Here is a 25,538-nt window from a genome sequence, read left to right on the forward strand (position 1 = left end):
ATGAGCCAACAGAGCAATTGGCCCCTGTGGGAAGTATTCGTCCGTTCGTCCCGAGGACTCTCGCACGTCCACGCCGGATCCCTGCATGCACCGGATCAGCAGATGGCACTGCGCAACGCCCGCGATCTGTACACCCGCCGCAATGAAGGCGTCTCGCTATGGGTCGTAAAGTCCTCGGACATCATCAGCTCCGACCCCGGTGAAAAGGATTCCTTCTTCGAATCCCCGCAGGGCAAGGACTACCGCCACGCGACCTATTACAAGGCCAGCGAGGGAGTGAAGCACCTGTGAAGCACGAAGAACTCGACGAAGCGCTCGATAGCTTCGGCGACGCGCTGGCCTCGGCCACCCGCGTCACCCCGGGCAATGCCCTGCGTCCGGAGGACATCGCTGTGGACGGCGTCAAGCCAAGCGAAGAGGTTGCGCGCTACGCGCTGACCCTGGGCGACGATGCCCTGATCCTGGCGCAGCGCATGTCGCACTGGATTTCCCGGGCTCCGGAACTGGAAGAAGATGTTGCCCTGGGCAATATCGCCCTGGATATCCTGGGCCACGCCCGCTCGTTCCTGACCTACGCCGGACTGGCCTGGGACAAGACCGAAGACGAATTGGCCTACTGGCGCGAGGAAGAAGAATTCACTTCGCTGTGGATTGTCGAACAGCCTAACGGCCACTTCGGCGTGACCATCATCCGCCAGCTGATCGTTTCGATCTTCCAGAACCTGCTCTACAAGCAGCTGGCGCAGTCAAAGGACGAAACCCTGGCCGCCATCTCGGCCAAGGCAGTCAAGGAAGTCGACTACCACCGCGACCACGCCATCCAGTGGACCATCCGCCTGGGCATGGGGACCGAGGAATCAGCGTCCAGGATGCGCCATGCCCTGGAAATCCTCTGGCCGTACGTCGATGAGATGTTCCGCGATGAGGAAGTCCACCAGGACCTTGCGGGCATCGCCGCGCTGCCCTCCACCCTGCGCGGTGCATGGGATGAAGAAATCACTGCGGTACTGGCCGACGCCGGACTGGAGATTCCTGCAACCGGACAGGCCATGGCCTACGGACGCCGCGGCGAGCATTCGGAGCACCTGGGCTACCTGCTGGCAGAGATGCAAGTTCTCGCCCGCAAGCATCCCGGTGCCAGCTGGTAACTACGCAACATTTTTGCCCGAAAAGGGGGAAGCAGTCTTGAGCAAGACGATCGCTGGCGCCAAGGACCTGTTCGCTATCGCCTCCCAGGTGACCGACCCGGAAATTCCGGTGCTATCCATCGCGGACCTGGGAATCCTGCGCGAGGTGGACATGGCCGAGGACGGAACCGTGCAGGTAGTCATCACCCCGACCTATTCAGGTTGCCCGGCGATGGATGCCATCAATGGCGACCTGTACACCGCTTTCGCAGACGCCGGATATGAAAAGGTTGACGTCAAGCTGGTACTGAGCCCGGCGTGGTCAACGGACTGGATGACCGCGGAAGGCAAGGCCAAGCTTGAAGAGTACGGGATTGCCCCACCGACCGGCCAGGGCCACGCAGGCCGCGTCACCCTGGGCATGAGCGTGAAATGCCCGCGGTGCCACTCGCTGAACACCCGGGAGTTGGCCCGCTTCGCCTCGACTTCCTGCAAGGCGCTCTACACCTGCAAAGACTGCTTGGAACCCTTCGACTACTTCAAGGTGCTCTCATGACCGAAAAAACCACTCCCACCCGACGCCGGGCATCCTTCCATCGGCTCACCGTCTCGAACGTGCGCCGGTTGACCAAGGACTCAATTGAAGTCAGCTTCGCCATCCCTGGCGACTTGAGCGAGGAATACGACTACGTCGCAGGCCAGTACGTGGCGTTGCGCAAGGAAATCCCCAACGCCGAAGGCGAGCTGGTCGAACTGCGCCGTTCGTACTCGATCTGCGCCGCCCCGACGGGCGACGAGATCAAGGTGGCGATCAAGCGCGACCTGGGCGGCCTGTTCTCCACCTGGGCCAACGAGTCCCTGGCCGCAGGGGACCAGATCGATGTGATGAGCCCTGCCGGCGCTTTCATCTCCAAGCACAAGCTCACCCAGATCAATAACCCGTCGACCATCGACACCAAAGCGCAGGACCGTTTCGTGGCCGTCGCCGCCGGCTCGGGCATTACCCCGGTGCTGGCCATTGCCCGCACGATCCTCGAAGCCAATGAGCACACCCGCTTCGACCTGATCTACGCGAACAAGGCCGCCATGGACGTCATGTTCCTGGAGGAACTGGCCGACCTGAAGGACCGCTACACATCCCGGCTGGCACTGCACCACGTGCTCAGCCGCGAACAGCGCATTTCGCCGTTGCTTTCGGGCCGCATCGACGCCGAGAAGCTCACCACGCTGCTGACCAGCGTGGTCCAGGCACCGAATGTTGACGAGTGGTTCCTTTGCGGCCCATTCGAGCTCGTCCAGTTGGTCCGCGACCAGCTGGCCAGCTTGGACGTTCCCGCCGAGAAGGTCCGTTTCGAGCTATTCACCACCGGCGAGCCGACGAAGCCGCAAGGGCATATCGGCCGTCCCGTGGTGGCGGACGAGAATGAGGAAAGCTACGAGATCAGCTTCAACCTCGACGGCCTGAAGGGCGAGGTCAAGTCGCCGGTGCGGGCCAACGAAACCGTGCTGAACGCTGCCTTGCGCGTGCGTCCGGATGTGCCGTTCGCTTGCGCTGGCGGCGTGTGCGGCACCTGCCGTGCCAAGGTCACCTGCGGTACGGTCACCATGGCCGAGAACTACGCGCTGGAACCCGACGAAGTCGAAGCCGGCTACGTACTGACCTGCCAGTCGCACCCAACCAGCGAAAAGCTGAGCGTCGACTTCGACGCCTAGAAAGGCCAGGACGGATCCATGATCGAACTGACGATTGAAGATTCCATCGCGCGGGTGGTGCTCAACGCTCCGCAGAAGATGAACTCGCTGGATGAAGCTGCCTTGGCGCAGCTCTCGGAAGCCTATGACAAAGCGGCCGCCGCCGTGGCTGCGGGCACCGTGCGCGCGCTGGTACTGACCGGCGAGGGACGCGGATTCTGCGCAGGTCGCGACATCTCCGGGGTAGATCCCGCGGACGATGACGTGATCGGCTATCTTGACGGCAAGGTCCAGCCGCTGCTGGAAAAGATGTCCAGCTTCCCTGCGCCAACCTTCGCGCTGGTGCAGGGGGCCTGCCTGGGCGTGGGATTGGGGCTGGCGATCGCTACCGACGTAGTCTACGTCGCGGAAAACGCCAAGATCGGCTCGCCGTTCGCGAACCTCGGTGCCACCTTGGACTCGGGCGGGCACTGGCTGTTCACCGAGCGTCTCGGGGCACACCGCACGCTGGATCTGATCTACACCGCCGAACTGATCTCCGGTGCTGAAGCGGTGCGTTCGGGATTGTTCTCGCGTGCGTTCGCGCCCGGGGAACTGGTGGAGCGCAGCGAAGAAATCATTGCCAAGGTAGCCCAGGGTGCAACTCAGGCATTCATCGCTTCCAAGCAGCTGGTCAAGGAAATCCGTGACCAGCGTGCGGGGCTGTGGGAATCGATGCGTACCGAGAACCGGGCGCAGGCAGCCCTGTGCGACACCGCTGACTACGCCGAAGGTTTCAAGTCCTTCCAGGAGAAGCGCAAGCCGGTGTTCACCGGCCAGAAGTAGTTTCCCAGCAGACACGAGAAGAGCACCTGGAAATGGTATCCAGGTGCTCTTCTCGTGTCTTCCGGTGAATCACTGCCTATCGGGTATCGGTGTCTTCGAAGATCAGCAGGGTCTGCGTATCCAGGACCGTTGGCAAAGACTGCAATTGCTCGAAGACCACGCGGCGCAGATCCAGATTGTCCTTGGCTCGCACCAGCAGGATCACATCGAAATTGCCTCCGACCAAGCCCACATGATGCACCTCGGGAATGGACGCCAAGTGATCGCGCAGTTCGCGCCAGGAATGCTGGCGGAGTTTCAAAGTCACGTAGGCGCTGGCCTTGAGCCCTGCCTTCACCGGATCAATCACCGCCGTATAACGAGTGATCACCCCGGCATCTTGGAGCTTTGCGATACGGGAATAGGCGTGGGCACGCGATACATGCACCTTTTGTGCCACGGTGGTGACCGACTGGCGCCCGTCGCTGGTTAGCTCAGCGAGGATCGCATGGTCGACATCATCGAGTTTTAACTCCGCTTCCGCGGCCATTGGTACTCCTTGTTGACGTGTCGGACGTCTCTGTTCCAAACACAATCTATCGAAACTTTTCGTCTACGAGTATAAGGATACCAATCGCAACTTTCCACGATTCCACGCCGGACTGGATACAGAATGCCACGCATACCCATAATTGATTGCAAATGATGTTTAGGTGAAGTGAGTCACAAGCAGTTGTGCTCATGGACCGAGCCAGAACCACGAAAGGTGGGAGAACATGAGCACTGAAGCGCATGCAGATCGCATCTCTGATGTCAGCAAGAAATTCGGGATTACCCCCGAAGACTACATGCTGCCAGCACGCCACATGATCAACCTGTTGAACCCGGACGGAACCCTGCGCCCAGAGGACCAGCAGGGCACTGAACCTGGCCACGAGTACCCGCTGCCAAGCCCGGCCCGGCTGCTGGAAGCCTATGCGGCTCTGGTCACCGGCCGCCGCGTCAACGACCAGAACTCCGCACTGGTCCGCCAGGGCCGCATGGCTGTCTACCCCTCCAGCCACGGGCAGGAAGCCTGCCAAATCGCAGCAGCCCTGTGCCTGGGCGAGAACGACTGGCTTTTCCCAACCTACCGCGACACCGTAGCGGTGCTGACCAAGGGCGTAGCCCCGATGGAAGTCATGACCAGCTTCCGCGGCGAATGGCACTGCGGCTATGACCCGAAGGCATATAACTGCGCACCGATGTCCACCCCGCTCACGACCCAGCTGCTGCACGCAGTGGGTGTCGCCCACGCTGCCAAGCTGCGTGGCGAAGACACCGTAGTGGTGGCCATGTGCGGCGACGGCGCCACCAGTGAGGGCGACTTCCACGAAGCGCTGAACTTCGCCGCGGTCTTCAACCTTCCGGTGATCTTCTTCGTGCAGAACAACAAGTACGCCATCTCGGTTCCGCTCTCGCAGCAAAGTGCCGCCCCGTCCCTGGCCCACAAGGCTGTTGGCTACGGCATGGCCGGCGAGCGCGTGGATGGCAACGACCTGATGGCCTTGATGGCAATCATGACCCGAGCGGTGCGCATGGCCCGCGAAGGCAACGGCCCGCTGCTGATCGAGGCCCACACTTACCGCATGCAGGCGCACACCAACGCAGATGACGACAAGCGCTACCGCGAGGACTCCGAGGTCCAGGAATGGATCGCCAAGGATCCGGTGACCCGCATGAAGGCGTATTTGGACGATGCCGGGCTCTTGACCGATAGCACCGTCGCCAAGATCACCGCCGACGCCGAGTCGGTCGCCAAGACCTTGCGTGATGGCATGAACCAGGAAGCCAACACCGATCCACGTGAGCTGTTCGAGCACGTGTACTCGGCCAAGACCCCGCAGCTGGCTGAACAGCAAGCCATGCTCGTCGACGAACTAGACCGTGAGGAGGCCTAGGATGACTGCCACTACTTCGCGCTTGAACCCGAACGTCAGCGCTGCCACCGCACGAGCCGCAGCCAAGGCCGCCAATGAGCACCAGCCGGTGACCTTCGGCAAGGCGCTGAATACCGCCCTGGCTGATTCGCTGGTTGCCGACAACTCGGTAGTGATCTTCGGCGAGGATGTGGGAACCCTTGGCGGCGTTTTCCGCATCACCGACGGGCTGACCGCACGCTTTGGTTCCGAACGCTGCTTTGACACCCCGCTGGCCGAATCCGGCATTGTCGGCATGGCCGTGGGCATGGCCATCAACGGCATGCGCCCGGTTATCGAGATGCAGTTCGATGCATTCGCCTACCCGGCGTTCGAGCAGATCGCTTCGCATGTCGCCAAGATGCGCAACCGAACCCAGGGCAAGCTGAACCTGCCGATGGTCATCCGCATTCCGTACGCCGGCGGCGTGGGCGGCGTGGAGCACCACTGCGATTCCTCGGAAGCCTACTACGCCCACACTCCAGGTCTGAAGGTCTTCACGCCCTCGTGCGTAGAGGATGCCTACCTGATGCTGCGCGAAGCCATCGATTCGGATGATCCGGTGGTCTTCTTCGAGCCGAAGAAGCTGTACTGGTCCAAGGAGCAGGTGGACTTGGCGCAGCTGGCCGAGCAGTACGAGGCCAAGAAGAGCGCTAGGACCGAGGGCCAGGCGCGCATCGCCCGTCCGGGCAGCGATGCCACGCTGATTACCTATGGTCCAAGCGTTTCCACCGCATTGGAAGCTGCCAAGTTGGCAGCCGAGGAAGGCATCAGCCTGGAAGTTCTCGACATCCGGAGCATTGTGCCCTTCGATGACGAGACCGTCTGCGCATCGGTGCGCAAGACCGGACGCGCTATCGTGGTTGCCGAAGCCCAGGGCTTCGCCTCGGTAGCCAGTGAAATCGTGGCCCGGGTGCAGGAGCGCTGCTTCCACTCGTTGGCCGCTCCAGTGCTTCGCGTGACCGGATTCGACATTCCATACCCGGCCCCAACGCTGGAAAAGTTCCATCTTCCAAGCGCCGAACGCATTCTCGACGCGGTTGACCAGCTTCAGTGGGAGGCGTAAATGAGCATCAAGACTTTTCTCTTGCCAGACCTTGGCGAAGGCCTGACCGAAGCCGAGCTGGTGCGCTGGATGGTTGCCGCCGGTGACGTTGTCGCAGTTGACCAGCCCATAGCGGAGGTGGAAACCGCGAAGTCGCTGGTGGAGATCCCTTGCCCGTTTGAAGGCGTAGTCTCGACCCTGCATGGGGACGCCGGCCAGATGATGCTGGTGGATGAGCCTTTCATCTCCGTGAACACCGGCGGCGAAGAAGCTGAAGTGCCTGAAGCCGAACGTGCGCAGTCCTACCGCGAGGAAGAGCGTGCTGGCACCCAGGTACCTGCCGAAGAATCAGCAGAAGCCGATGAGGGTAGCGGCAACGTGCTCATTGGCTACGGCACTTCCTCTGCCCAGCGCAAGACCAGCCGTCGGCGCAAGCCGCGCGGCGGGGTAGCCGCGCCAGCGGCACAGGCACCGGCCGAAGCGGCCCGCGTGATCAACCCGCTGGTACGCAAACTGGCGCGGGATAACGCCTTGGATATCACAACGGTTCGAGGCTCTGGTCCAGAGGGGCTGATTCTGCGCACCGACGTGGAAGCCGCCTTGTCGGCTGATGCGGGGCTGCCTGCAGCTGCGGCGGCCGCTGCCCCGGCAGCACCGACCCCGGCTTCCGCAGCCGCGGTGCCCGCTGCACCAGCCCAGGCTGGCGAGGCGGATTCGAAGACCGGCCTGCCGGTCGCATCTTCCCAGGTGCTCTCGGGCGTGCGCAAGACCATCGCCACCGCGATGAGCACTTCGCGCCGCGAGATCCCCGAGGCTACCGTGTGGGTGGATGTCGATGTCACCAAGCTGCTGAAGCTGCGATCGAAGATCAAGGAAGCCGAAGGCCAAGCTCCAAGCGTCATGGCACTGATCTCCCGTTTCGCGGTGGCCGGCTTGCGGCGCTTCCCTGAACTGAACAGCCGCATTGAGGCTGAAGCTGATGGGGGCTTGCGCCATACCCTCTTCGAGGGCGTGAACCTCGGGTTCGCAGCCCAGACCGATCGCGGCCTGGTTGTGCCAAATGTGCGCAACGCCCACAAGCTGAACGCCAAGGAACTGTCAGCCGAGTTCGCTCGACTGGCTACGGTGGCCCGCGAGGGCAAGGCCGGTGTCGCCGACCTGTCCGGCAGCACCTTCACCATCAATAACTACGGCGTGTTCAATGTTGATGGCTCCGCGGCCATCATCAACTACCCGGAAGCGGCCATTCTGGGGCTGGGGCGCATCATCGAGAAGCCGTGGGTGGTCAATGGCAAGATCAAGGTCCGATCCATCTGCGAGATGACACTGAGCTTTGACCACCGGGTCTGCGATGGCGGAACCGCTGCCGGCTTCATGCGCTATGTTGCCGACGCGATGACGGATCCAAAGACTGCGCTGGCTTCGCTCTAGCGCCTACTGTGCGCAGTGCTCGCTCTCAAGAGTGATCTTGATGCCCGTCGAACCTCACGAGGATTGACGGGCATCACCCTTTTTGCTGATATTTCATCTATGTTCGATCATTTATCAGCATGTCAAATATAGGTTGCTAGAATTGAACCAATTATTATTTCTATGATGGAAATATGTTGGGTTGCTTTCCAGCCGCTTATGACGCGGGCTAGGCAGCAGGAACAGGGGATTGAGATGTCAACAGCGGGGACCGGAATCAAGAACCGGCCATTCATCTACCTGCTGCTCCTGCTACCGACGGCCATTGTGCTGGGCGCCTACGCCCTGCTCGCCGGCAAACTGCCGGAAATGACCGCCACTCACTGGAGTTCGACCTATCCGGACGAGTTTACCCGCACCGCGGTGTTTGTTCCCGTCTGCATCGGGCTATGCATTCTTGGTGCCATCACCGGAGTGATTTCCTTGGCGCTGCGCCGCAAACCGGCACTGCTCATGGTGCTGCTCTTCGCCGGCGGGTTGCTCTCCTGGAGTGCAGCTGGCGTATTCGTCGGCTCGGCGGTGCCTACAGCGCTCGCCGAGACACCTGAAACCGCAGTGCTGGGCGGCATGATGGTTGTGCTGATTGCCTGCTCGCTGCTGGGCATTGCGCCACTGTGGGTCAGCGGCATCTACCAGCAATACACCAGGCAATCCGTTGAGGCCCGCCAGGCACGAAGTGATGCAGCGCAGGGCATCCAGCGGCCTGTTGCGGCGGGGACACCAGTCATGGCACGGCAAGAATTCAATCAAACGATGGCAGCACCGTGGTGGATGTGGCTGCTATGCCTGGTGGTGTTCGTGGCGCTTTTCATTGCTGTTGCGTTGCCGCTGCTGACCGGTGACAGCCAAGATGGCGACTGGGTGGGCTTCATCGTTGCCATGACCCTGTCGGCCGTGGCGTGCGTATCGATTCTGGGTTTGATCTGGATTCGGGTATCGATCAGCGGTGATCGCTTCCGGGTATCATCAGCGGTCTTGGGGTTCCCGATGCGAACCATCAAAATCGACGAAATTGAATCTGCGACCAGCGAAAAGATCGTTCCCATGATGTGGGGAGGCTGGGGCTGGCGAATCATTCCAGGCGGTTCGGCCATCGTGATGAAAGAACACGAAGGCCTCGTTTTCGAACTCAAGAACAAGAAGCGTTTCGCCGTGACCATCCCGGAATCGCAGCAAGCCGCAGACTTGCTCAATGCCCGTATGGCCTGCGGGAAACAGTAGCGAATAACGTTTCTGGGCCTGCGCCCTACTTATTGAAGGTGCGCATGGGCCCGATAACCACCGAGCGCAGCACCAAGCCGGATACCAGCGAAGCGGCCACGACATGGATGATCCCCAATGCCGCGTAGACCAATTGCAGGAACTCCGGGATCTTCTGGATATGCGGGTGCGGCAGGAGGAACGAGAGCCCGATTACCGCAGCCCAGACAACCAGGCTGCCGGCCCCAACTTTCCTCGACCAGGTGCCCTTTGGCAGTTCATGGCTCAGCGGCTGGATGCGCTGGAGCACGACCGAGGCCAAGACCATCCAGAATCCGGCCACCACGAAACCAGCTGCAATGTCACTTGGACGGTGCCAACCGCAGATCAAAGTGGCCACCCCGGTCACCGTCGCGAACAACCACGCGATCGGCTGGACTACCGGACGCAGTTTCGGTGGTGAAACCAGGTACATCAGTCCCATTGCGGCGGCAGCGGCGGTGGTGTGTCCTGAGGGAAAAGAATTTCCTGTGGTGCCGAAGTTGAAATCCGGGCGGGACAAGATCTCGTGCTTGAGCAATTGCGTGCTGCCCGCTGCGGCTGCGGCCGCGATGACCGCCACGATGGCCCGCAGGAAGCGCCGGTCTCGAATCACGCGATACAGCAGGAAAACTGCCGCAATGATGCCGCAGATTGCCGGCAAGAGATTCAGGAATTCACGGATCGGATTAATCAGGTCCGTCCGGGGCCACCATTGCGACCACGCTATGAATCCAGCCTGATCGGCCCATTGCCCCACACGCTGCTGGACGAAAAATACGTATTCGAGGCAGAACAGCGAAATCAGCAACAGCAGAGCCCACCACCACCTGATATGGTGCGGGCGCGCGGATGCTGGATTGCGAGGCATATCTCTAGGGTGTCATATCCGGCACGGGGAACGGCACAGTTCAGGCATGTAACTATGCCCACCCTCGATAGGCTTAGAGCATGAGTGTTGAACTTCCGCCCCTTGAAGATCTGCTGGCAAATTCCCATGTTGTCCGGTTGCCGATGCGTGTGAAATTCCGTGGTGTCACCCAGCGTGAAGCGCTGCTGATCAACGGGCCGGAAGGTTGGGGCGAGTTCTCCGCATTTACCGAGTACGGACCGGCCGAAGCCTCACTGTGGCTAGCCGCCGGAATCGAGGCCGCTTACCAGCCGTTCCCGGAACCGTTGCGCACCAGCATTCCGGTCAACGCCACCTTGCCTGCAGTTGCGGTAAAAGATGTCGGAGCGGTTCTCGAACGCTATGACGCGCCGCACACCATCAAGATCAAAGTGGCAGAAAAAGGCCAGGGGATCGAGCAGGACCTGGCGCGTGTAGCTGAGGCCCGTCGGCTCTACCCGCAAGCAGCGCTGCGCGTGGACGCGAATATGGGATGGGATATTGCCCAGGCGGTCCCGGCCTTGAAGGCCCTGAGCGAGTACGACCTGCAATACGCAGAGCAACCAGTGCCTGGCATTACCGGGCTGGCAGAAGTCCGCGAGCAACTGCGCAACGCCGGCAACCCCTTGAAGATCGCCGCTGATGAAGCGGTGCGGAAGCACACCGACCCCTTGGAAGTCTCGCGGTTGGGCGCAGCAGATCTGATGGTCATCAAGGCCCAACCGCTGGGCGGCATCGGTGCGGTGCTGCAAATTGCCAAGCAAGCCGAACTGGATGTTGTCGTGTCCAGCGCCCTGGATACTTCGGTAGGGCTGGCCCAAGCCGCCGCCTTAGCCAGCGCGCTGCCAGAACTGCCCTATGCCTGCGGCCTTGCGACGGGCACCTTGTTCGCCGAAGACGTATGTGCCGAGCCGTTGCTGGCCACCGCTGGGTACTTGCCGGTGCGTCGCATTGAGCCGGATCACCAGAAATTGGATGGCTTGCGTCCGCAAGAGGCGCGCGTGCGCTGGTGGCTGCAACGCCTGGAGTCCTGTTATGCCGAGCTGACTAGGGGATAACCCCAGGCAAGAATCTATTTCCCCGGCGTTAACCTTTGCGTTGCATTTAGAACACTTCCAAGTGAAAACCTCAGTTCGAGTCATTCCCCTGACAATGAGCCACATACTGAGGGAGTGAGCGGATCATGAATCCAACCCGTACCCTTTTGCCAATGCTGGGCCACACCCGCGGCGGTCGTTCTGCAGCTACTTGCCACTTCAAGTGCGCCGACGCCTGCACCAAGCCAGATTGCAACACTTCGTCCAACGGCTACTTCAAGGACATTGCCGACAAATCGCTCTCCCGCCGCAGCATGCTGGGCCTGGGAGCCGTCGGTGCTTCAGCGCTGGTCATCGGCCCGCAGCTTTTCGGTGCAGCCGACGCTACCGCGGCACCACTGGTGCCAATGAAGCCGGGTAAGGGCGGGCACCTTTCATTCGATGCCATTGAGCCGGTGTCGCGTTCGGTGGATACTGTTTCCGTTCCAGAAGGCTATGACTGGAATGCCATCATCCGCTGGGGCGACCCGCTCTTCAAGAACACCGCGGAATTCGATGCTTCCAAGCAGTCCGCCCGCAAGCAGGCTGAGCAGTTCGGCTACAACTGCGACTACCTGGACATCATTGTCGACAAGTACTCGGGACGCACCGGCGTGCTGGTTGCCAACCACGAATACACCAATGAAGACATGATGTTCGACTCGGCTTGGTTCGAAGCGAACCAGGAAGAAGCCCGCAAGATCGCGATGAACGCGCATGGCTTCTCAGTGGTCGAGGTCAAGCGCAAGAAGAATGACAAGAAGTGGAGCTACGTGCAGGGCGGCGAACGCAACCGCCGCATCACCGCTAGTACTGAATTCCGGGTCGATGGCCCAGCCGCAGGCAGCGACCTGCTCAAGACCGCCGCAGATCCAACCGGTACCAAGGTTCTTGGCACCTTGAACAACTGCGCCGGAGGCACCACCCCATGGGGCACCGTACTCTCCGGTGAAGAAAACTTCGACCAGTATTTCCGCGGCAAGGGCACCGCCGAGGAATCCCGCTACGGCATTGGCACCGCCGCGACCGGCCGTGGCTGGGAAGAAAGCGACCCGCGCTTCGGCCTGCACAACGAAGGCTTCGAAAACGAAGCCAACCGTTTCGGCTGGGTAGTCGAAATCGATCCGCAGGACCCTTCGTCCACCCCGGTCAAGCACACCAACCTGGGCCGTTTCAAGCACGAGGGCGCCAACGTTCGCATTGCCAAGAACGGCAAGGTTGTTGCCTACTCCGGCGATGACTCGCGCTTCGAGTACCTGTACAAGTTCGTCTCGAAAAACACTTTCTCCAAGCACGATCGCAAGCACAATATGGGCTTGCTCTCCGAAGGCGACCTGTACGTTGCCAAGTTCGCCGGCAACTCTCCAGCAAGCGAGATCGACGGCAGCGGCGCAGTTCCGTCTGATGGTGCTTTCGACGGCATGGGAACCTGGCTGCCACTGGTGAAGAACGGCGAATCCAAGGTGGAGGGCATGGGCGTCGACGAGGTGCTGGTCTACACCCGCCAAGCAGCTGACAAGGTCGGCGCCACCAAGCTGGACCGTCCCGAAGACGTTGAGCCGAGCCCGGTATCCGGCAAGGTCTACGTGGCACTGACCAACAACACCGACCGCGGCAAGGACGGCAAGGAAGGCGCAACCGAGGTCAGCCCACGGGTACGCAACCGCGACGGCCACGTTCTGGAAATCACTGAAGCCGGCAACGACGCCACCGCCGCGAAGTTCACCTGGAACATCTTGCTGGTTGCCGGCGATCCAAATGTGAACGGATCGACCTACTTCTCCGGCTACCCAACGGACAAGGTCTCGCCGATTTCCTGCCCGGATAACCTGGCATTCGATTCCAAGGGCAACCTGTGGATCTCCACCGACGGCGCCCCTGGCACCATCGGCTACTCCGATGCACTGCACAAGGTCACCCTGACCGGCAAGGATCGCGGCCGTGTCGAGCAGTTCCTGGCCGTGCCAACCGGCGCAGAGACCTGCGGCCCGCTGATCCATGACAAGGACAACTCGGTCTTCGTCGCGGTGCAGCACCCGGGTGAAGGCGGCAGTTTTGCCAGCCCTACCTCGCTGTTCCCGGACTTCGTGAAGAACGCAGGAGGAGCCGGCAAGGGCGAGTTCTACGGCCCGCGCCCATCGGTCGTCCAGGTCTTCAAGCAAGATGCGAAGCCGGGCAAGGGCAACGGCAAGGGCAAGGGACACGACAAAGGCAAGGGTCACGACAAATAAGTCGGATTAGCCTGCAGTGCAAGGGCGTCGGCAGGATCCTCTCCGGGATCCGGCCGGCGCCCTTTGCCGTTCCAAGTCGGTTGACCGGCACGTCAAGGCATAGACTTGGATCATTGCCTTCAGCTTTGGAATCTAAGGAGTCATGCGGCGTGGGAATGCAGCAACCTGGCGAGCAACGCGCCATCACTACAGCTCGCCATGTGCTCTCCGCCCTGATCAGTGCCGGGATCAGGGATCTGGTGATTTCTCCCGGTTCGCGCAGCGCGCCCTTGGCCTATGCTGCAGCCGAGGCAGAAGCCGCGGGGATCCTGGATATCCATGTGCGCATCGACGAACGCTCCGCGGCCTTCATGGCACTGGGCCTCGCCCAAAGCACCATGCGGCCGGTCGCCCTCGCCGCCACCAGCGGCTCGGCCATCGGGCAAATGCTGCCTGCAGTAATGGAAGCCAACCACACCGCGACACCACTTCTGGTCCTTTCTGCCGACCGTCCCGATGAACTGCACGGCACCGGTGCCAGCCAGAGTACACGCCAGAAAACCCTCTTTGGCGAGCACGTTCGCCTGGCCGCCAATGTCCCCGCTGGGACAGATCCGCAACACGAGGTTCAACGCGCATTACTGGCCTTGGCCGGCGACCAGCACACAGCCGCAGGTCCGGTCCAATTGAATCTGCAGTTCCGGGATCCGCTCACCCCTGCACAGGACGAGAGGATCGAGAGCCAAAGCTGGACGGCAGTTGAGCCGGGGCAGTGGCAGGCACACGACCAGCTGGACAGGGCGAGCTTGCCGGTCCAGCAGCTGGAGCCACGCCGGAGCGTTGTCATCGCCGGGCATGGCGCCGGAGAAGAGGCGCAACGATTCGCCCACACTCTGGGGCTGCCATTATTTGCCGAACCATCTTCTAACGCACGCTTCTCGGCCAACGCCATTGGCCACTACCGTCCGCTGATCGCGGCAGGCATGGACCGCATTGAACGAGTGGTGCTCTTTGGCCGTCCGACATTGAGCCGCCCGGTAGGCCAGCTCCTGGCCAACCCAGCGATCGAATCGGTGATTTGGCAGCCTGCGCCAGCGGCCTGGTATGAAGCGGGACGGCGCCGCGAGACCCTGGTCAGCTCGTGGAGCGAATTGCAGGAGTTCGCCGGAACCGGTGCAGAGGGGTGGTTGGAAGCGTGGCAGCAGCTTGATGCCCAAGCTTTGGAAGTACGGCAACGCCTAAGCCGCGAATCGCTGATTAACGGGGTAGATGTTGCCGAAGCTATTTGGGATCACGCGCCGGAAGTCCTGCTGCTGGGCTCATCCAACATCGTTCGCGACTTCGACCTGGCGACCCGACCGGCACCCGAACCAACTATGACCGTGCACGCCAACCGCGGTCTTGCCGGAATCGATGGGACCATTGCCACCGCCCTGGGCCTGGCCCAGGGAAGCAAAAAGCGGACGCTTGCGGTGATGGGAGATATTACCTTCGCCCATGACGCCAGCTCGCTGTCCTGGACCCCCGGCGACGAGCAGCCAATGGTGGATATCGTGGTCTACAACGACGGGGGAGGAGCGATCTTCTCCACTCTGGAGCATGGTGCCGTGGATGCCTCGGGCCGCTACGCCAATGCGGTGGAACGGCTCTTTGCCACACCGCAGCAGCTGAGCCTGCCTGCGCTCGCCGAAGCCTATGGGTGGCAGTACGCCAGGGCCGCAAGCAAGGAAGAGCTCAGCGCCGTCTTGGCTTCAACGCAGCCGGCGAACCTGCGCCTGATTGAAGTGCCTGCGTCGCGGAGCAGCCTGCGCGCCGAGAATCTTGAATTAAATCAACAGATCGGGCAGCTAGCCTGGCCAGAGCTGTAGGGAAAAAGAAATTCCCCTGCGTCGACCATCGGCAACGATGGGCAACGCAGGGGAATTTTTGCAGTTGAACTCAGATATCCACGTGCGTGGGATCGAGCACGCGACGCAGGAAGTCCTGGGTACGTGGCTGCTGCGGATTGCCAATGACATCCACGGCCTTGCCTTCTTCCACCACGACGCCACCGTCCATGAAGAACACACGGTCAGCAACTTCCTTGGCGAAAGCCATCTCGTGGGTGACCACCAGCATGGTCATGCCCGCTTGGGCCAGATTCTTCATAATGGACAGAACCTCACCGACGGTCTCAGGATCCAATGCGCTGGTTGGCTCATCGAAGAGCATCAGCGTTGGTTCCATGGATAGCGCTCGGGCAATGGCCACGCGCTGCTGCTGGCCGCCGGAAAGCTGGTCGGGGTAGCGATCGCCGAAGTCGCCCAGGCCTACACGCTCCAGATTGCGCAACGCGACCTTCTGGGCGTCGGCCTTCTTGCGCTTGAGCACCTTGATGGGGGATATGGTGCAGTTCTCCAGCACGGTCAGGTGCGGGAACAGGTTGAACTGCTGGAAGACCATGCCTACTTGCTGGCGCATCTTGTCCAGGTTCACATCGGGATCGGTGACGTTGAAGCCACCGACCATAATGGTTCCCCCGTTTGGCTGCTCCAGCAAGTTCACGCAACGCAGCAGGGTGGACTTGCCTGATCCGGATGGGCCGATCAGGCAGACAACCTCGCCCGGAGCAACATTCAGGTCAATGCCCTTGAGCACTTCGTTGCTACCGTATGACTTGCGCAGTCCGGTGATTTCCACGCCCGAAGCATGGACTGAAAGTTCATTGGTGTCAGTCGACATTTTCAAGTCCTATCTATCGCTTGGTCTTGGCGGCGCGGGATTCAAACTTGCGGGCCACCAAGCTCAGCGGGATGGTGATCACCAAGTAGAACAGGCCGGCGACAACCAGCGGGGTGATGCCGGCATCGATTTGCGAAATGCCATCACGGCCAAACTTGGTCATTTCGTACTGGGCCATCGACGCACCGAGGATGAATGCCAACGAGGTGTCCTTGGTCAGCAAGATGATTTCGTTGGTCATTGGCGGCAACACGATCTTGAACGCCTGCGGAATCACGATGGTGACCATGGCACGCCACGCTGGCATGCCCAACGAACGTGCAGCTTCGGTCTGTCCCTTTGGCACCGCCTGCAGGCCTGCACGCAGGGTCTCAGCGATGTAGGCGGCCGAGACCAGGCCCAAGGCGCACATGACATTGACCGGCTGCGGCCACTGGGTTCCGAACGCCTGCGGCAAGCCGAAGCCGAAGGCCAATAGGACCAGGATGGCTGGAATACCGCGGAAGAATTCGATAAATGCAGTGGCGAACCAGCGATAGGGCGCGAAGGACGCCATTTTCATCAGGGCCAGAAGCAGACCCAGGATGAGGCCGAAGGCGAAGGAGATGATCGTGTAGAAGATCGTGTTCTTCAGACCGACCAAGATCATGCCAGGGAACATCGGTCCCAATTTGTCGAAGGAGAAGAAGGCATAAATGGCCTTGTTCCAATCAACGGCCAAGACCAGTGCGATGATCGCGATGATGAAGATGGCGATTTGAATGGTCTTGCTCATGCGGGCGCGCTGACGTGTAGTCATTGCCATGCTTGATTACCTCTCATAAAGGAAGCGGAAGCTGGACTGCCAACCTGTGGGTGCAGTCCATGCCCCCGCTTGCCTTGGAATCAGATGATGCTCGAGAATTACTTCTCGCCGAACCACTTCACAGTCAGTTCTTCCATGGTTCCTGCATCGGCCAGCCGCTTGAGGGTGCCATTGACCAGTTCCAAGGTCTTTGGCTGCTCCTGTGGAACCGCAATGCCCAGCTGCTCGCCGGTCTTGAAGTCGGCCACGACGCTGAAGCCGTCCTTATCCTTGATCGCGTAGCCCAAGACCGACTGGTTGCCCAGCAATGCATCCACTTGGCCAGCCAGAAGTGCCTGGGTTTGCAAACCGGCATCCTCGAAGCCAACGATGTTGCTCAAGCCCTGTTCCTTGGCGTACTTCTCGCCGGTGGTGGCCTGCTGGACGCCGACCTTCTTGTCCTTGGCGGATTCAAGATCCTTGATTTCAGAACCGTCAGCCGAAATCAGCACCAGATCGTCATCCATATAAGGGGTGGAGAAGTCCATCTTGGCCGAACGCTCTTCGGTGATCGATATCGAGGAGATCGCGATATCGCACTGGGTGCTGAACAGGCCGGATTCAATGGAGTCGAAGCTGGCGTCGATGACGTTCAGATCCAGTTCTGCATCCTTGGCAATCTCGGCAGCGATATCCATATCGAAGCCGACGTTCTTGCCGTCCTTGACGAATTCGAATGGTTCGTAAGGAATGTCTGAGCAAATGGTGAGTTTGCCTTCGTTGAGCGGGAAGGAACCAGCTTCGGCTTCACCTTCGGAACTGGAGCCGGAACCGCAGGCGGTGAGCGCCAGCAATGCAACGGACGTGACGGCAACAGCGGAGGCGAACTTCTTCTTGAGACTACGCATAGGATCAGAACCTACTTTCGGGTTATGCGAGTGGATCAGTGCGTAGCCACAATCATAACCGGGGCAACACTAGGCTGAGATTCACCTCACACATGTCGCGTCGAGACTAAGGATTATTTATGCTCAGTGCGATCCTGGCGGCCTTGATCCGCTGCGCAGCCTGCGCCTACTCGGCTCCGAGGGCTTGGCGCATGGGACGCATCTTCGCCCATGATTCGGCTAGTTCATCCTCGGGCACCGATCCCGGAACAATGCCGCAGCCCGCGTACAGGCGCATCAGCTTTTCGTGTTCCAGGATTCCGCCACGCAGCGCGATGCCGAATTCGCCATCGCCACGGCTGTCAACCCAGCCCACGGGGCCGGCATACGGTCCGCGGTCCATGCCTTCCAGCTCGCGCAAGAGCACGCCAGCCTTCTTGGTCGGCGTGCCGCACACTGCAGCGGTCGGATGGAAAATCTCGGCAACATCCAGAGCGGTAGGCAGAACCCCGGCGGCATCGGCGCGCAACTGGGCGCGTACGTCGCTGGCCAAATGCCAAACATTGGGAAGCTGCAGAATAAAAGGTTCTTCCGGCGCGCTCATGCCGTGCGAAATGGGATTCAGGGAAGCCGTGAGCGAATCTATGGCCAGCTGGTGCTCGTTGCGCTGCTTCGGATCTTCAAAGAGGTTGCGGTGTGCGAATCCGGGGTCCTCGGCGCCAGCAGCCGCGCGGTCGAGCGTGCCAGCTAATACGCGGGCCTCGGCCAAGCCGTCGGTAACGCGCACCAGCATCTCCGGGGTAGCGCCTACCAGGCCGTCAACTGAATAGGTCCAGCAATTGCCATAGTGCTCGGTCAGCGCATCGACCACGCGGGCAAGATTGATCGGGGTGGAACTGTGCGCCAACACGTCGCGGGCCAGCACCAGCTTGGAAATTCCGCGTTCCTCGAAGCGGCCCAGCGCCTGATCCACGGCATCAAGATAGGAACCGGCGGTCAGCTGTCCGCTGGTCAGTTCAATGCTGCCCGGTTCGCCCGCCGGCAACGACGCATCGGCCATCGCGGCTTCGGCGCGGGCCAAGGCCTGCTGGTAGGTCAGCCCGTCGAGTTCCTCTGCGCTGCCGGTGATGGTAATCCAGGACTTTTCCTCATCGCGGCCAATCACCAGCTGCGGGATCACCATGCGCGATTCGAAGACGCTGGTGAAGGAGAAGGCAAAAGATCCGAAGGACACCAGGCCGCTGCCGGGGCGGGCGATCGGGTCAATGATCTGTGCCTGTTCGATGATCTGTGCCAGCCAGGCGCGGGCACGTGCAAAGCGCTCTTCGCCGTGGGTGTGCAAGCGGGCCGCAGTGCCAAAGCCAACCAGACCGTGGCCGTTGCGGGTCCAGACCAAGCTTCGGTGACGCAATGAGTCGGCAACTAGTGTTTCGGGGGCATCAAGGTATTCAAAGGTGATGCTGGTGAGAACAGGAGCCGACGGCTGATGAGCGCTGGCGCTAAGAACGGGCGAATCTGCAGACATGATAAGGCTAAGCCTACCGCGCAATGCCGGGGGAAAAGGCTTGCGGGTGTCCGTAGTCACCCCTGTGAGATCGGCCGGGTCTGGTGAGAAGTGCCGGGGGAACCCGGTAAACTCTAAAACGACCTCCTAGGTCGCTGGTACCAGACCGGTATGCCCGGTCTGGCCATGCCAGCAATGTGCAGTGGAAAGCATCGGCTAGAGTGAAGAGATGTTTGCGTGCATCTTGCAGGCAGATTGCCTTCGCATACCGCGATGGCCAACCCGATGAAAGATAAGTAAGCCGTAGAACAGTGACTGATTCGAAGAGCAACTGGACCGCAGCCGGACACGACGTGTCCGACTCGATTGAGCTGAATCCTGAAACCGCTGCATTAGCTGCGGCCATCAATCTTCCCTCGGGCTTCGCTTTGCTGGCCGAGGACCCGGACTTCGGTCCGGCTATTTCCATCGGCATGGCGAAGGTGGAGAAGCTGCTGCGCGACGCGCTGGCCAACTCCGACCCCTTGATCGACGCATCCAGCCGCCACCTCGTTGAGGCCGGAGGCAAGCGAGTGCGTCCCTTGCTGGTGCTGCTGACTTCCCTGCTCGGCGACGGCGTGAATGACGATGTCATCAAGGCCGCCGCCGTCGTGGAACTCACCCACCTGGCAACCCTGTACCATGATGACGTCATGGACTCTGCTCCAATGCGCCGCGGTGCGCCAACAGCTCACGAGGTGTGGGGCAACTCGGTGGCGATTCTCGCCGGCGACCTGATCTTCGCCCGTGCATCGGTCTTCGGATCCGAGCTGGGCCCAGAAGCAGTCATGTGGCAGTCGCGCACCTTCGAGCGCTTGTGCCTCGGACAGCTGCATGAATCCATCGGTCCGCGCGAGGGCGGCGATGCCATCGAGCACCATATCCAGGTAATCAGCGACAAGACCGCGTCGCTGCTCTCCACCTCCGGAGCCTTCGGCGCCCGTTTCGGTGGCGCCCCGCAGTACATTGAGGTACTGCGCGAGTATGGCGAAAAGGTTGGCGTTGCCTTCCAGGTCGCCGATGACGTGATCGACTTGGCATCCACGGAAGCCGACTCGGGCAAGACTCCGGGCACCGATTTGCGTGAAGGCGTGCCGACCTTGCCAATTCTGCTGCTGCGCCAGGCAGCAGCCGAGGGCGACGCGCAAGCGCAGCAGGCTATCGAACTGGTTGATGCGGATCTGGCCACCGATGAAGCACTGGCGGCCGCTGTGGAAGCTGTCACCTCGCACCAGGCAATCCATGATGCATGGAAGGCCGCACGCCAGTGGGCCGATGACGCGATTGCCGTCTTGGCTCCACTGCCCGAGGGCACCGTGAAGCAGGCGCTGATTTCCTTCGCGGATGCGGTTGTTACCCGCGAAGCCTAGGCAAGCTTGAACAGACAAAACCCCGGAAGACTGCAAAGGTCTTCCGGGGTTCTGTTTTGCCCAGGGCGGCTGCCAGATCCCTGCTAGAGCTGGTCGTTGCAGTTCTGCCCGTCGTCGGTCGACGCTTTACTCCCAGGACGATTCTTGCTGGCGGTAAAGAATCTGACGGCGAGAATGACCAGGCCAATGGCCACAAGGGCCGGGATGATGTAGAAAATAATCAGTTCGTAGGTATTCGGGACCAGGGGATTCATGTGTTCATCTTATGAGGGCCCTGTCAGATGCAGTACCGCCTCAATGATGATATTTCTGTAGACCGGGAGCATGGCCGTAGTGCTGAGCGGAAAATGCCTGAGGTCTCCCATAAGTGGCAAGCCGGCCCCGGCAACGAATTCTCGTTCCCGGGGCCCGCTCGCGCCAGCGTCATGCCCTCGTGCTTATCGGACGATGTTCTCCGGGACCAGCGGCTGCGGATGCTCGGGGGAAAAGAGCGCTTGGCGCAGCTGCTGCGCTTTGCTGGCCCGATCCTGGATCGATACCCGGTGGCGCAGCTGCCGATAGAGCTCGTCATCGGCGTAGCGCGGGAAAACGTGCTGATGGTAATGCCAAACATGCTGATTGCCCGCAGGCTCATTGTGCTGCCGCGTGCTCGTGCCCTCGGGATTCCAGGCGAGCTTCATCGCCAGGGCAACGCGCTTGGTCTCCCGCATGATCGCGGCGCCGGTCTGCTCATCCAGATCGTAGAGCGCTTCCAGATGCGCGGTCGGAATGATCATCACGTGCCCGCCGTAATTACCGAACCCATCACAAGCCATGATTGCTGCCACCAGATCTGTCTGGTAGATCAGATCCGTGGGCGCGCACAAGTTGTCCTGGCTGAAAGGCTGGTCGTTGACCAGCTCGCAGAAGGGACACTGGTAGTTGGCTGGTTCATGGGAACGGTGGAGCACTAGTCCTCCAATTCGGCGGCCAGCTCTTCAAACACCCAGGTGTACATGTCCAGGGTGAATTCGCTGAAGGTGCCTTCCTCGCTGGTCCATTTTCCCTTGGCATTGCTGCGGCGGTAGACGATTGGATCCGGAACATCGAGCTGGGATGCCTTGAAGCCCCACACGAACTTCTCTTCCTCATCTTCCAGGAACAGGAGGTAGCCGTCTTCGATTTCCAGTTCTTCAGGGTCGAAGAAGTAGTGGTAGGCCTCCATGAAATCCTCATTGTTGCCCAGAGCACGATAGAACTCTTCAAGGACAAATGGAATTGAGACCTCTGACTGCGCCAGCCCTTCGCGCAATTCTTCGGCGCTCAAGCCATCGGCTTCGTTCCACTGGTCTTCCAAGTACTTGGGAACCAGGGAACAGAACTTCTCTAGAAACATGTCTGCCATGTCTTTATCCTATCGAGATTAGCCCAGCTCAAGGGCACTCAACGCGATCCAGAGCTGGACTCGGTCGCTAGTCACATTCGGGTCGTAGCCCGAGAGATCTGAAATTTGCTGGATCCGGTAGCGCACTGTGTTGCGATGCAGGCCCAAGGACTCGGCCACGGCCCCCACCGAGCCATCGCGGTTGAGGTATTCACGCAAGGTCAGCAATAGGTCAGAATCGTGGGAGGCGTCGAATTCCTGCAGCGGGCCCAGGGCTTCGATGGCCAAATCCTGCAGCGGAACATCGTGGGCGGCGAGCAGGAGCGAGGTGAGAGAAAGCTTGGTGGGTTCGTTGACCCGCTCTCCGTGGCGCAGGGACTCCAGGGCCTCGAAGTAGCTCCAGCGGATGCCGGTGGTATTCGGGTAGCGCCCGCCGTAGCCCACCCGAGCCGGAAGGCCGGCAGCGAGCAGATACTCGTCGAGGTGCTTGATGGACAGCTGCAGCTTGCTGTGCGCGACAATGATCGCCAGGCGGCCATCTATGATGGCTGAGACCTGCGAGGACAGATCGGCGGGCAGCGGCAGGGTTTGCAAGCGCTCGACCTGTGCTGGAGCCTGCACCAGGATGACAGAGTGCTCACGCTGGGTATTCAAGCCGAGTGCCCCCAGCCGGCCAGCGGCATCGGCGCCAACCAGGGCTCCAGTGGCGAGGTCCTCCAGCACCTGGCCGTTGGCCTGGCGCTGCGAGGCGCGCAGACGGGATTTATTAGCCAGTTCCAGCCCGATCAGCGACTGCGCGTAATCGACCACTGGATGGTGGACATAGGGTTCTGCAATATGCAGGGTGCACTTATCACGCAGACCCGTGGCCACCGGTCGTTCATTCCAGGAACGTGCAGGATCATAGTCCCCGCTGATCACTTCGCCGTGCAGGGTCAGCGCTACCTGGGTGCCGAGCATTCGCTCGAGTTCCTCGAGCATGCTGTCCAGATCCGAGGAAAGCAGTGTCTGGGCCAGCTTCTGGTGGGATTTCAGCAGGCTTTCAACACGCTTGAGGTGGTCGGAATTCAGTGCTTCGGCGATCAGCCGGGTAATTGCGGCAAAGGGTATCTGATAGGGCACCTCGAAGACCGGAAGCCCTACTTCGCGGGCCGCTTCAACCGTCGCTTGCGGGACTGAGGCGTGTTCCAGGCCTGTGCCGAAACCCAGGGCTACGGCATCGTTGGCCGCAAGGACTTTGACGAACTGCCGCTGTGCGGCCTTGGTCTTCTGGCGCACCCCGGTGGTCAACACGATTTCTCGCCCGGTGAGGAACTGCGACGGGTCAAGCAGCTCGGTCACCGCACCCCAGGTGATGACCATGCCATCGCGATGAGTGTGTTCAGTCAGCGGTCGAAGGTCGAGCTCGTCATGTTCCAGAAGACCGCGTAAACTAATTGCCATGTAGCCATTCTAGAGGGATGGCGAAAAGTTCCCGATTCAGCAAATTGCTCAAAATATGGACACGCGACCTCGAAAAATGACCACAATGTGAAAATTTTGCAGTAGCTTAGACACATGAGCACTCCATCTTCATCACAGGGCGCTCCACTCGCAACCGAGAAGCGTGAAACTTTCAGCTCCCGAAAGTTGTTCATCCTTTCAGCGATTGGTTCGGCCGTTGGTCTGGGAAATATCTGGCGTTTCCCTTACGTCGCCTACGAAAACGGCGGCGGCGCATTCTTGATCCCATATCTGGTCGCAATTCTCTGCGCCGGCATTCCGTTGCTGTTCCTCGACTACTCCATCGGCCACCGCTACCGCGGCTCTGCTCCGCTGGCATACCGCCGGGCCAACCGCAAGGCCGAGGCCCTGGGCTGGTGGCAGGTGCTGGTCTGCTTCATCATCGCCATCTACTACGCGGCCATCATTGCGTGGGCCGCGATGTACTGCTGGTTCTCGGTCACCAAGGCGTGGGATAAGAACCCGGACGGGGCTGCCGGATTCTTCATGGGCGACTTCCTGCAGGTCGCGGACGATGTCACCGTCGGGTTCGACTTCGTCGGCAGCGTCTTCTTCCCGATGCTGTGCGTTTGGCTGATCGCCATCGTGATCATGGTTGCCGGCGTGAACAAGGGCATTTCGCGGGCCAACGCGATCTTCATGCCTTTGCTGATCGTGATGTTCCTGATCCTCGTTATCCAGTCGGTCTTCCTGCCAGGTGCTGTGGACGGCTTGAATACCTTCTTCACGCCGAACTTCGAGGCGCTGTCGAATCCTTCGGTGTGGGCAGCGGCATTCGGCCATATCTTCTTCTCGCTGTCGGTGGCCTTCGGCATCATGGTGACCTACTCGTCCTACATGAAGCGCAAGAGCGACCTCACCGGTTCGGGCTACGTTGTAGCTTTCGCCAACTCCAGCTTCGAGCTGCTCGCCGGCATCGGCGTCTTCGCGGCTCTGGGGTTCATGGCGTACAACGCCGGCAGCTCCGTCGACGAAGTGGCAACCAGCGGAATCGGCCTGGCCTTCATCGCCTTCCCGACCATCGTTTCGCAGGCTCCCTTGGGCGGCGTCATCGGCGTGCTGTTCTTCGGTTCGCTGGTCTTTGCCGGTATTACCTCGTTGATCTCGATCCTCGAGGTGATTGTTGCGGCTTTCCAGGACAAGCTGGGCTGGAAGCGCCAGTCGGCCACCCTGGTTGTTGTCGTTCCAGTGGCATTGATCTCCATGATCTTGTTCCCAACCACCACTGGATTGTATTTGCTGGACACCATGGATGCGTTCGTGAACCAGTTCGGCATCCTCGCTTGCGCACTGGTGATCGTGATCGTCTTCGGTGCAGGCCTGGGCATGCTGCCTAAGCTGGCCAAGCACTTGAACCGCCACAGCTCCATCAAGCTGGGTACCGGCTGGATGGTCCTGGTCGGCGGCGTGGGCCCAGCTGTCTTGGGCTACATGCTGATCAATGAAATCCAGACCAAGCTTGCAACTCCCTATGAGGACTACCCTGTTTGGTTCCTCGGGATCTTCGGTTGGGGCATGGCCGGGGCATTGATTGTCGGCGCGGTCCTGCTGTCCCTGGTCCCTTGGAGCAAGAACTCCAAGAAAAACGACCCCGAGTTCGATCAGCATCGTGCGAACGTCGAGGCAGAAGAAGTCCCTGAAGTGTCCAGGAAGGAATACTAGCCATGAGTCCTATAGCGATTGTCTTCATGATTATCTCCATGCTGACCATTTGGGGAGGCCTGGCCATCGCCTTGATCAGCCTGAATCGCCATCCTGAAAAGCACGATGACGATGTGATCGAGCCTGCTGGCTCGGCAGGCAATTAGAACCTGTAGACTGCATCAAGATTGAAGGCCTCTTGGCTTCAAGTTCCGG

The 25,538-nt window shown here is 60.5% G+C and carries 25 protein-coding genes; 15 read left to right on the forward strand and 10 right to left on the reverse strand.

Going from position 1 to position 25,538, the window contains the following annotated elements; genetic code table 11:
• Genes paaB through ACIOTL_RS05200 form a run of 5 tightly spaced genes read left to right on the forward strand, consistent with a single transcriptional unit; the run spans nucleotide 1 to nucleotide 3,644 of the window.
• On the forward strand, nucleotides 1-291 hold the full coding sequence (gene paaB, locus ACIOTL_RS05180; protein ID WP_105656924.1) for a 1,2-phenylacetyl-CoA epoxidase subunit PaaB: 291 nt from the start codon (nucleotides 1-3) through the stop codon (nucleotides 289-291).
• Nucleotides 288-1,148 carry a 1,2-phenylacetyl-CoA epoxidase subunit PaaC gene (gene paaC, locus ACIOTL_RS05185; RefSeq protein WP_400342012.1) on the forward strand — a complete coding sequence of 287 codons (861 nt, stop codon included), beginning with the start codon at nucleotides 288-290 and terminating at the stop codon, nucleotides 1,146-1,148. Before paaB ends, paaC begins: the two co-directional genes overlap by 4 nt.
• A 37-nt stretch (nucleotides 1,149-1,185) precedes the next feature.
• Nucleotides 1,186-1,683 (forward strand): 1,2-phenylacetyl-CoA epoxidase subunit PaaD, encoded by a 498-nt coding sequence (gene paaD / locus ACIOTL_RS05190; RefSeq protein WP_332489069.1) that lies wholly within the window; start codon nucleotides 1,186-1,188, stop codon nucleotides 1,681-1,683.
• Nucleotides 1,680-2,840, forward strand: coding sequence for a 1,2-phenylacetyl-CoA epoxidase subunit PaaE (paaE, locus tag ACIOTL_RS05195; protein WP_105656922.1), 1,161 nt, complete (start codon nucleotides 1,680-1,682; stop codon nucleotides 2,838-2,840). The genes paaD and paaE overlap by 4 nt, the downstream gene beginning before the upstream one ends.
• A gap of 18 nt (nucleotides 2,841-2,858) precedes the next feature.
• Nucleotides 2,859-3,644, forward strand: a complete 786-nt coding sequence (locus ACIOTL_RS05200; protein ID WP_332595042.1) for an enoyl-CoA hydratase/isomerase family protein — start codon at nucleotides 2,859-2,861, stop codon at nucleotides 3,642-3,644.
• Between the two features lie 76 nt (nucleotides 3,645-3,720).
• On the opposite strand, the gene ACIOTL_RS05205 is transcribed toward ACIOTL_RS05200, so the two are convergent.
• Nucleotides 3,721-4,173, reverse strand: coding sequence for an Lrp/AsnC family transcriptional regulator (locus tag ACIOTL_RS05205; protein WP_013349765.1), 453 nt, complete (start codon nucleotides 4,171-4,173; stop codon nucleotides 3,721-3,723).
• A 226-nt stretch (nucleotides 4,174-4,399) separates the two neighbouring features.
• On the opposite strand from ACIOTL_RS05205, the gene pdhA reads away from it, so the two are divergent.
• The 4 genes from pdhA to ACIOTL_RS05225 all read left to right on the forward strand — a co-directional run bounded on the left by pdhA (nucleotide 4,400) and on the right by ACIOTL_RS05225 (nucleotide 9,317).
• Nucleotides 4,400-5,563, forward strand: a complete 1,164-nt coding sequence (gene pdhA, locus ACIOTL_RS05210) for a pyruvate dehydrogenase (acetyl-transferring) E1 component subunit alpha (RefSeq protein ID WP_105656919.1) — start codon at nucleotides 4,400-4,402, stop codon at nucleotides 5,561-5,563.
• Between the two features lies 1 nt (nucleotide 5,564).
• Nucleotides 5,565-6,647: an alpha-ketoacid dehydrogenase subunit beta gene (locus tag ACIOTL_RS05215; RefSeq protein WP_105656918.1), complete on the forward strand. Its 1,083-nt coding sequence runs from the start codon at nucleotides 5,565-5,567 to the stop codon at nucleotides 6,645-6,647.
• Nucleotides 6,648-8,057, forward strand: coding sequence for a dihydrolipoamide acetyltransferase family protein (locus tag ACIOTL_RS05220; protein WP_400342014.1), 1,410 nt, complete (start codon nucleotides 6,648-6,650; stop codon nucleotides 8,055-8,057). It begins immediately after the preceding gene.
• 234 nt (nucleotides 8,058-8,291) lie between these two features.
• Nucleotides 8,292-9,317: a hypothetical protein gene (locus ACIOTL_RS05225; protein ID WP_400342016.1), complete on the forward strand. Its 1,026-nt coding sequence runs from the start codon at nucleotides 8,292-8,294 to the stop codon at nucleotides 9,315-9,317.
• A gap of 25 nt (nucleotides 9,318-9,342) precedes the next feature.
• Here ACIOTL_RS05225 and ACIOTL_RS05230 read toward each other — a convergent pair whose 3' ends face one another.
• Complete coding sequence (locus ACIOTL_RS05230; RefSeq protein WP_105656915.1) at nucleotides 9,343-10,206, reverse strand: phosphatase PAP2 family protein; 864 nt, start codon at nucleotides 10,204-10,206, stop codon at nucleotides 9,343-9,345.
• Between the two features lie 80 nt (nucleotides 10,207-10,286).
• Here ACIOTL_RS05230 and ACIOTL_RS05235 point away from each other — a divergent pair, with 80 nt between their 5' ends.
• The 3 genes from ACIOTL_RS05235 (at nucleotide 10,287) to menD (ending at nucleotide 15,378) form a co-directional block, all read left to right on the forward strand.
• Nucleotides 10,287-11,282 carry an o-succinylbenzoate synthase gene (locus tag ACIOTL_RS05235; RefSeq protein ID WP_400342018.1) on the forward strand — a complete coding sequence of 332 codons (996 nt, stop codon included), beginning with the start codon at nucleotides 10,287-10,289 and terminating at the stop codon, nucleotides 11,280-11,282.
• A gap of 125 nt (nucleotides 11,283-11,407) precedes the next feature.
• Complete coding sequence (locus ACIOTL_RS05240; protein ID WP_388022814.1) at nucleotides 11,408-13,531, forward strand: PhoX family protein; 2,124 nt, start codon at nucleotides 11,408-11,410, stop codon at nucleotides 13,529-13,531.
• 155 nt (nucleotides 13,532-13,686) lie between these two features.
• The gene (gene menD / locus ACIOTL_RS05245; RefSeq protein WP_400342263.1) at nucleotides 13,687-15,378 is read left to right on the forward strand and encodes a 2-succinyl-5-enolpyruvyl-6-hydroxy-3-cyclohexene-1-carboxylic-acid synthase; all 1,692 of its coding nucleotides are present in this window, start codon (nucleotides 13,687-13,689) and stop codon (nucleotides 15,376-15,378) included.
• Between the two features lie 70 nt (nucleotides 15,379-15,448).
• Here menD and ACIOTL_RS05250 read toward each other — a convergent pair whose 3' ends face one another.
• From ACIOTL_RS05250 to ACIOTL_RS05265, 4 genes are all read right to left on the reverse strand, one after another.
• Nucleotides 15,449-16,231: an amino acid ABC transporter ATP-binding protein gene (locus tag ACIOTL_RS05250; RefSeq protein ID WP_133833593.1), complete on the reverse strand. Its 783-nt coding sequence runs from the start codon at nucleotides 16,229-16,231 to the stop codon at nucleotides 15,449-15,451.
• A gap of 13 nt (nucleotides 16,232-16,244) precedes the next feature.
• Nucleotides 16,245-17,036, reverse strand: a complete 792-nt coding sequence (locus ACIOTL_RS05255) for an amino acid ABC transporter permease (RefSeq protein ID WP_105656910.1) — start codon at nucleotides 17,034-17,036, stop codon at nucleotides 16,245-16,247.
• Nucleotides 17,037-17,134: 98 nt separating this feature from the next.
• Nucleotides 17,135-17,923: a transporter substrate-binding domain-containing protein gene (locus tag ACIOTL_RS05260; protein ID WP_400342021.1), complete on the reverse strand. Its 789-nt coding sequence runs from the start codon at nucleotides 17,921-17,923 to the stop codon at nucleotides 17,135-17,137.
• 166 nt (nucleotides 17,924-18,089) lie between these two features.
• Entirely contained in the window at nucleotides 18,090-19,427 is a 1,338-nt protein-coding gene (locus tag ACIOTL_RS05265; protein ID WP_400342022.1) for an isochorismate synthase MenF, read from the reverse strand.
• A 290-nt stretch (nucleotides 19,428-19,717) separates the two neighbouring features.
• Here ACIOTL_RS05265 and ACIOTL_RS05270 point away from each other — a divergent pair, with 290 nt between their 5' ends.
• Entirely contained in the window at nucleotides 19,718-20,815 is a 1,098-nt protein-coding gene (locus tag ACIOTL_RS05270) for a polyprenyl synthetase family protein (RefSeq protein ID WP_400342024.1), read from the forward strand.
• Nucleotides 20,816-20,898: 83 nt separating this feature from the next.
• On the opposite strand, the gene ACIOTL_RS05275 is transcribed toward ACIOTL_RS05270, so the two are convergent.
• From ACIOTL_RS05275 to ACIOTL_RS05290, 4 genes are all read right to left on the reverse strand, one after another.
• Nucleotides 20,899-21,069, reverse strand: coding sequence for a hypothetical protein (locus ACIOTL_RS05275; protein ID WP_166650716.1), 171 nt, complete (start codon nucleotides 21,067-21,069; stop codon nucleotides 20,899-20,901).
• Nucleotides 21,070-21,252: 183 nt separating this feature from the next.
• Nucleotides 21,253-21,765 carry an HIT family protein gene (locus ACIOTL_RS05280; protein ID WP_388022801.1) on the reverse strand — a complete coding sequence of 171 codons (513 nt, stop codon included), beginning with the start codon at nucleotides 21,763-21,765 and terminating at the stop codon, nucleotides 21,253-21,255.
• Entirely contained in the window at nucleotides 21,765-22,199 is a 435-nt protein-coding gene (locus ACIOTL_RS05285; RefSeq protein ID WP_105656905.1) for a hypothetical protein, read from the reverse strand. Before ACIOTL_RS05285 ends, ACIOTL_RS05280 begins: the two co-directional genes overlap by 1 nt.
• An 18-nt stretch (nucleotides 22,200-22,217) precedes the next feature.
• Nucleotides 22,218-23,621, reverse strand: coding sequence for a PucR family transcriptional regulator (locus ACIOTL_RS05290; RefSeq protein WP_400342025.1), 1,404 nt, complete (start codon nucleotides 23,619-23,621; stop codon nucleotides 22,218-22,220).
• 114 nt (nucleotides 23,622-23,735) lie between these two features.
• On the opposite strand from ACIOTL_RS05290, the gene ACIOTL_RS05295 reads away from it, so the two are divergent.
• Nucleotides 23,736-25,343 (forward strand): sodium-dependent transporter, encoded by a 1,608-nt coding sequence (locus ACIOTL_RS05295; protein ID WP_400342026.1) that lies wholly within the window; start codon nucleotides 23,736-23,738, stop codon nucleotides 25,341-25,343.
• Between the two features lie 2 nt (nucleotides 25,344-25,345).
• A complete protein-coding gene (locus ACIOTL_RS05300) occupies nucleotides 25,346-25,489 on the forward strand; it encodes a methionine/alanine import family NSS transporter small subunit (RefSeq protein ID WP_332487043.1) in 144 nt (47 codons plus the stop codon).
• Nucleotides 25,490-25,538 lie beyond the last annotated feature (49 nt).

Origin of the sequence: Glutamicibacter sp. NPDC087673, from assembly GCF_044743255.1 — a bacterium.
Classification (GTDB): Bacteria; Actinomycetota; Actinomycetes; order Actinomycetales; family Micrococcaceae; genus Glutamicibacter.

Coding starts and splice junctions, on each gene's coding strand:
- paaB (WP_105656924.1), top strand. CDS start 1: ATGAGCCAACAGAGCAATTGGCCCCTGTGGGAAGTATTCGTCCGTTCG.
- paaE (WP_105656922.1), top strand. CDS start 1,680: ATGACCGAAAAAACCACTCCCACCCGACGCCGGGCATCCTTCCATCGG.
- ACIOTL_RS05200 (WP_332595042.1), top strand. CDS start 2,859: ATGATCGAACTGACGATTGAAGATTCCATCGCGCGGGTGGTGCTCAAC.
- ACIOTL_RS05205 (WP_013349765.1), bottom strand. CDS start 4,173: ATGGCCGCGGAAGCGGAGTTAAAACTCGATGATGTCGACCATGCGATC.
- pdhA (WP_105656919.1), top strand. CDS start 4,400: ATGAGCACTGAAGCGCATGCAGATCGCATCTCTGATGTCAGCAAGAAA.
- ACIOTL_RS05215 (WP_105656918.1), top strand. CDS start 5,565: ATGACTGCCACTACTTCGCGCTTGAACCCGAACGTCAGCGCTGCCACC.
- ACIOTL_RS05220 (WP_400342014.1), top strand. CDS start 6,648: ATGAGCATCAAGACTTTTCTCTTGCCAGACCTTGGCGAAGGCCTGACC.
- ACIOTL_RS05225 (WP_400342016.1), top strand. CDS start 8,292: ATGTCAACAGCGGGGACCGGAATCAAGAACCGGCCATTCATCTACCTG.
- ACIOTL_RS05230 (WP_105656915.1), bottom strand. CDS start 10,206: ATGCCTCGCAATCCAGCATCCGCGCGCCCGCACCATATCAGGTGGTGG.
- ACIOTL_RS05235 (WP_400342018.1), top strand. CDS start 10,287: ATGAGTGTTGAACTTCCGCCCCTTGAAGATCTGCTGGCAAATTCCCAT.
- ACIOTL_RS05240 (WP_388022814.1), top strand. CDS start 11,408: ATGAATCCAACCCGTACCCTTTTGCCAATGCTGGGCCACACCCGCGGC.
- menD (WP_400342263.1), top strand. CDS start 13,687: ATGCAGCAACCTGGCGAGCAACGCGCCATCACTACAGCTCGCCATGTG.
- ACIOTL_RS05250 (WP_133833593.1), bottom strand. CDS start 16,231: ATGTCGACTGACACCAATGAACTTTCAGTCCATGCTTCGGGCGTGGAA.
- ACIOTL_RS05255 (WP_105656910.1), bottom strand. CDS start 17,036: ATGGCAATGACTACACGTCAGCGCGCCCGCATGAGCAAGACCATTCAA.
- ACIOTL_RS05260 (WP_400342021.1), bottom strand. CDS start 17,923: ATGCGTAGTCTCAAGAAGAAGTTCGCCTCCGCTGTTGCCGTCACGTCC.
- ACIOTL_RS05265 (WP_400342022.1), bottom strand. CDS start 19,427: ATGTCTGCAGATTCGCCCGTTCTTAGCGCCAGCGCTCATCAGCCGTCG.
- ACIOTL_RS05275 (WP_166650716.1), bottom strand. CDS start 21,069: ATGAATCCCCTGGTCCCGAATACCTACGAACTGATTATTTTCTACATC.
- ACIOTL_RS05285 (WP_105656905.1), bottom strand. CDS start 22,199: ATGGCAGACATGTTTCTAGAGAAGTTCTGTTCCCTGGTTCCCAAGTAC.
- ACIOTL_RS05290 (WP_400342025.1), bottom strand. CDS start 23,621: ATGGCAATTAGTTTACGCGGTCTTCTGGAACATGACGAGCTCGACCTT.
- ACIOTL_RS05295 (WP_400342026.1), top strand. CDS start 23,736: ATGAGCACTCCATCTTCATCACAGGGCGCTCCACTCGCAACCGAGAAG.
- ACIOTL_RS05300 (WP_332487043.1), top strand. CDS start 25,346: ATGAGTCCTATAGCGATTGTCTTCATGATTATCTCCATGCTGACCATT.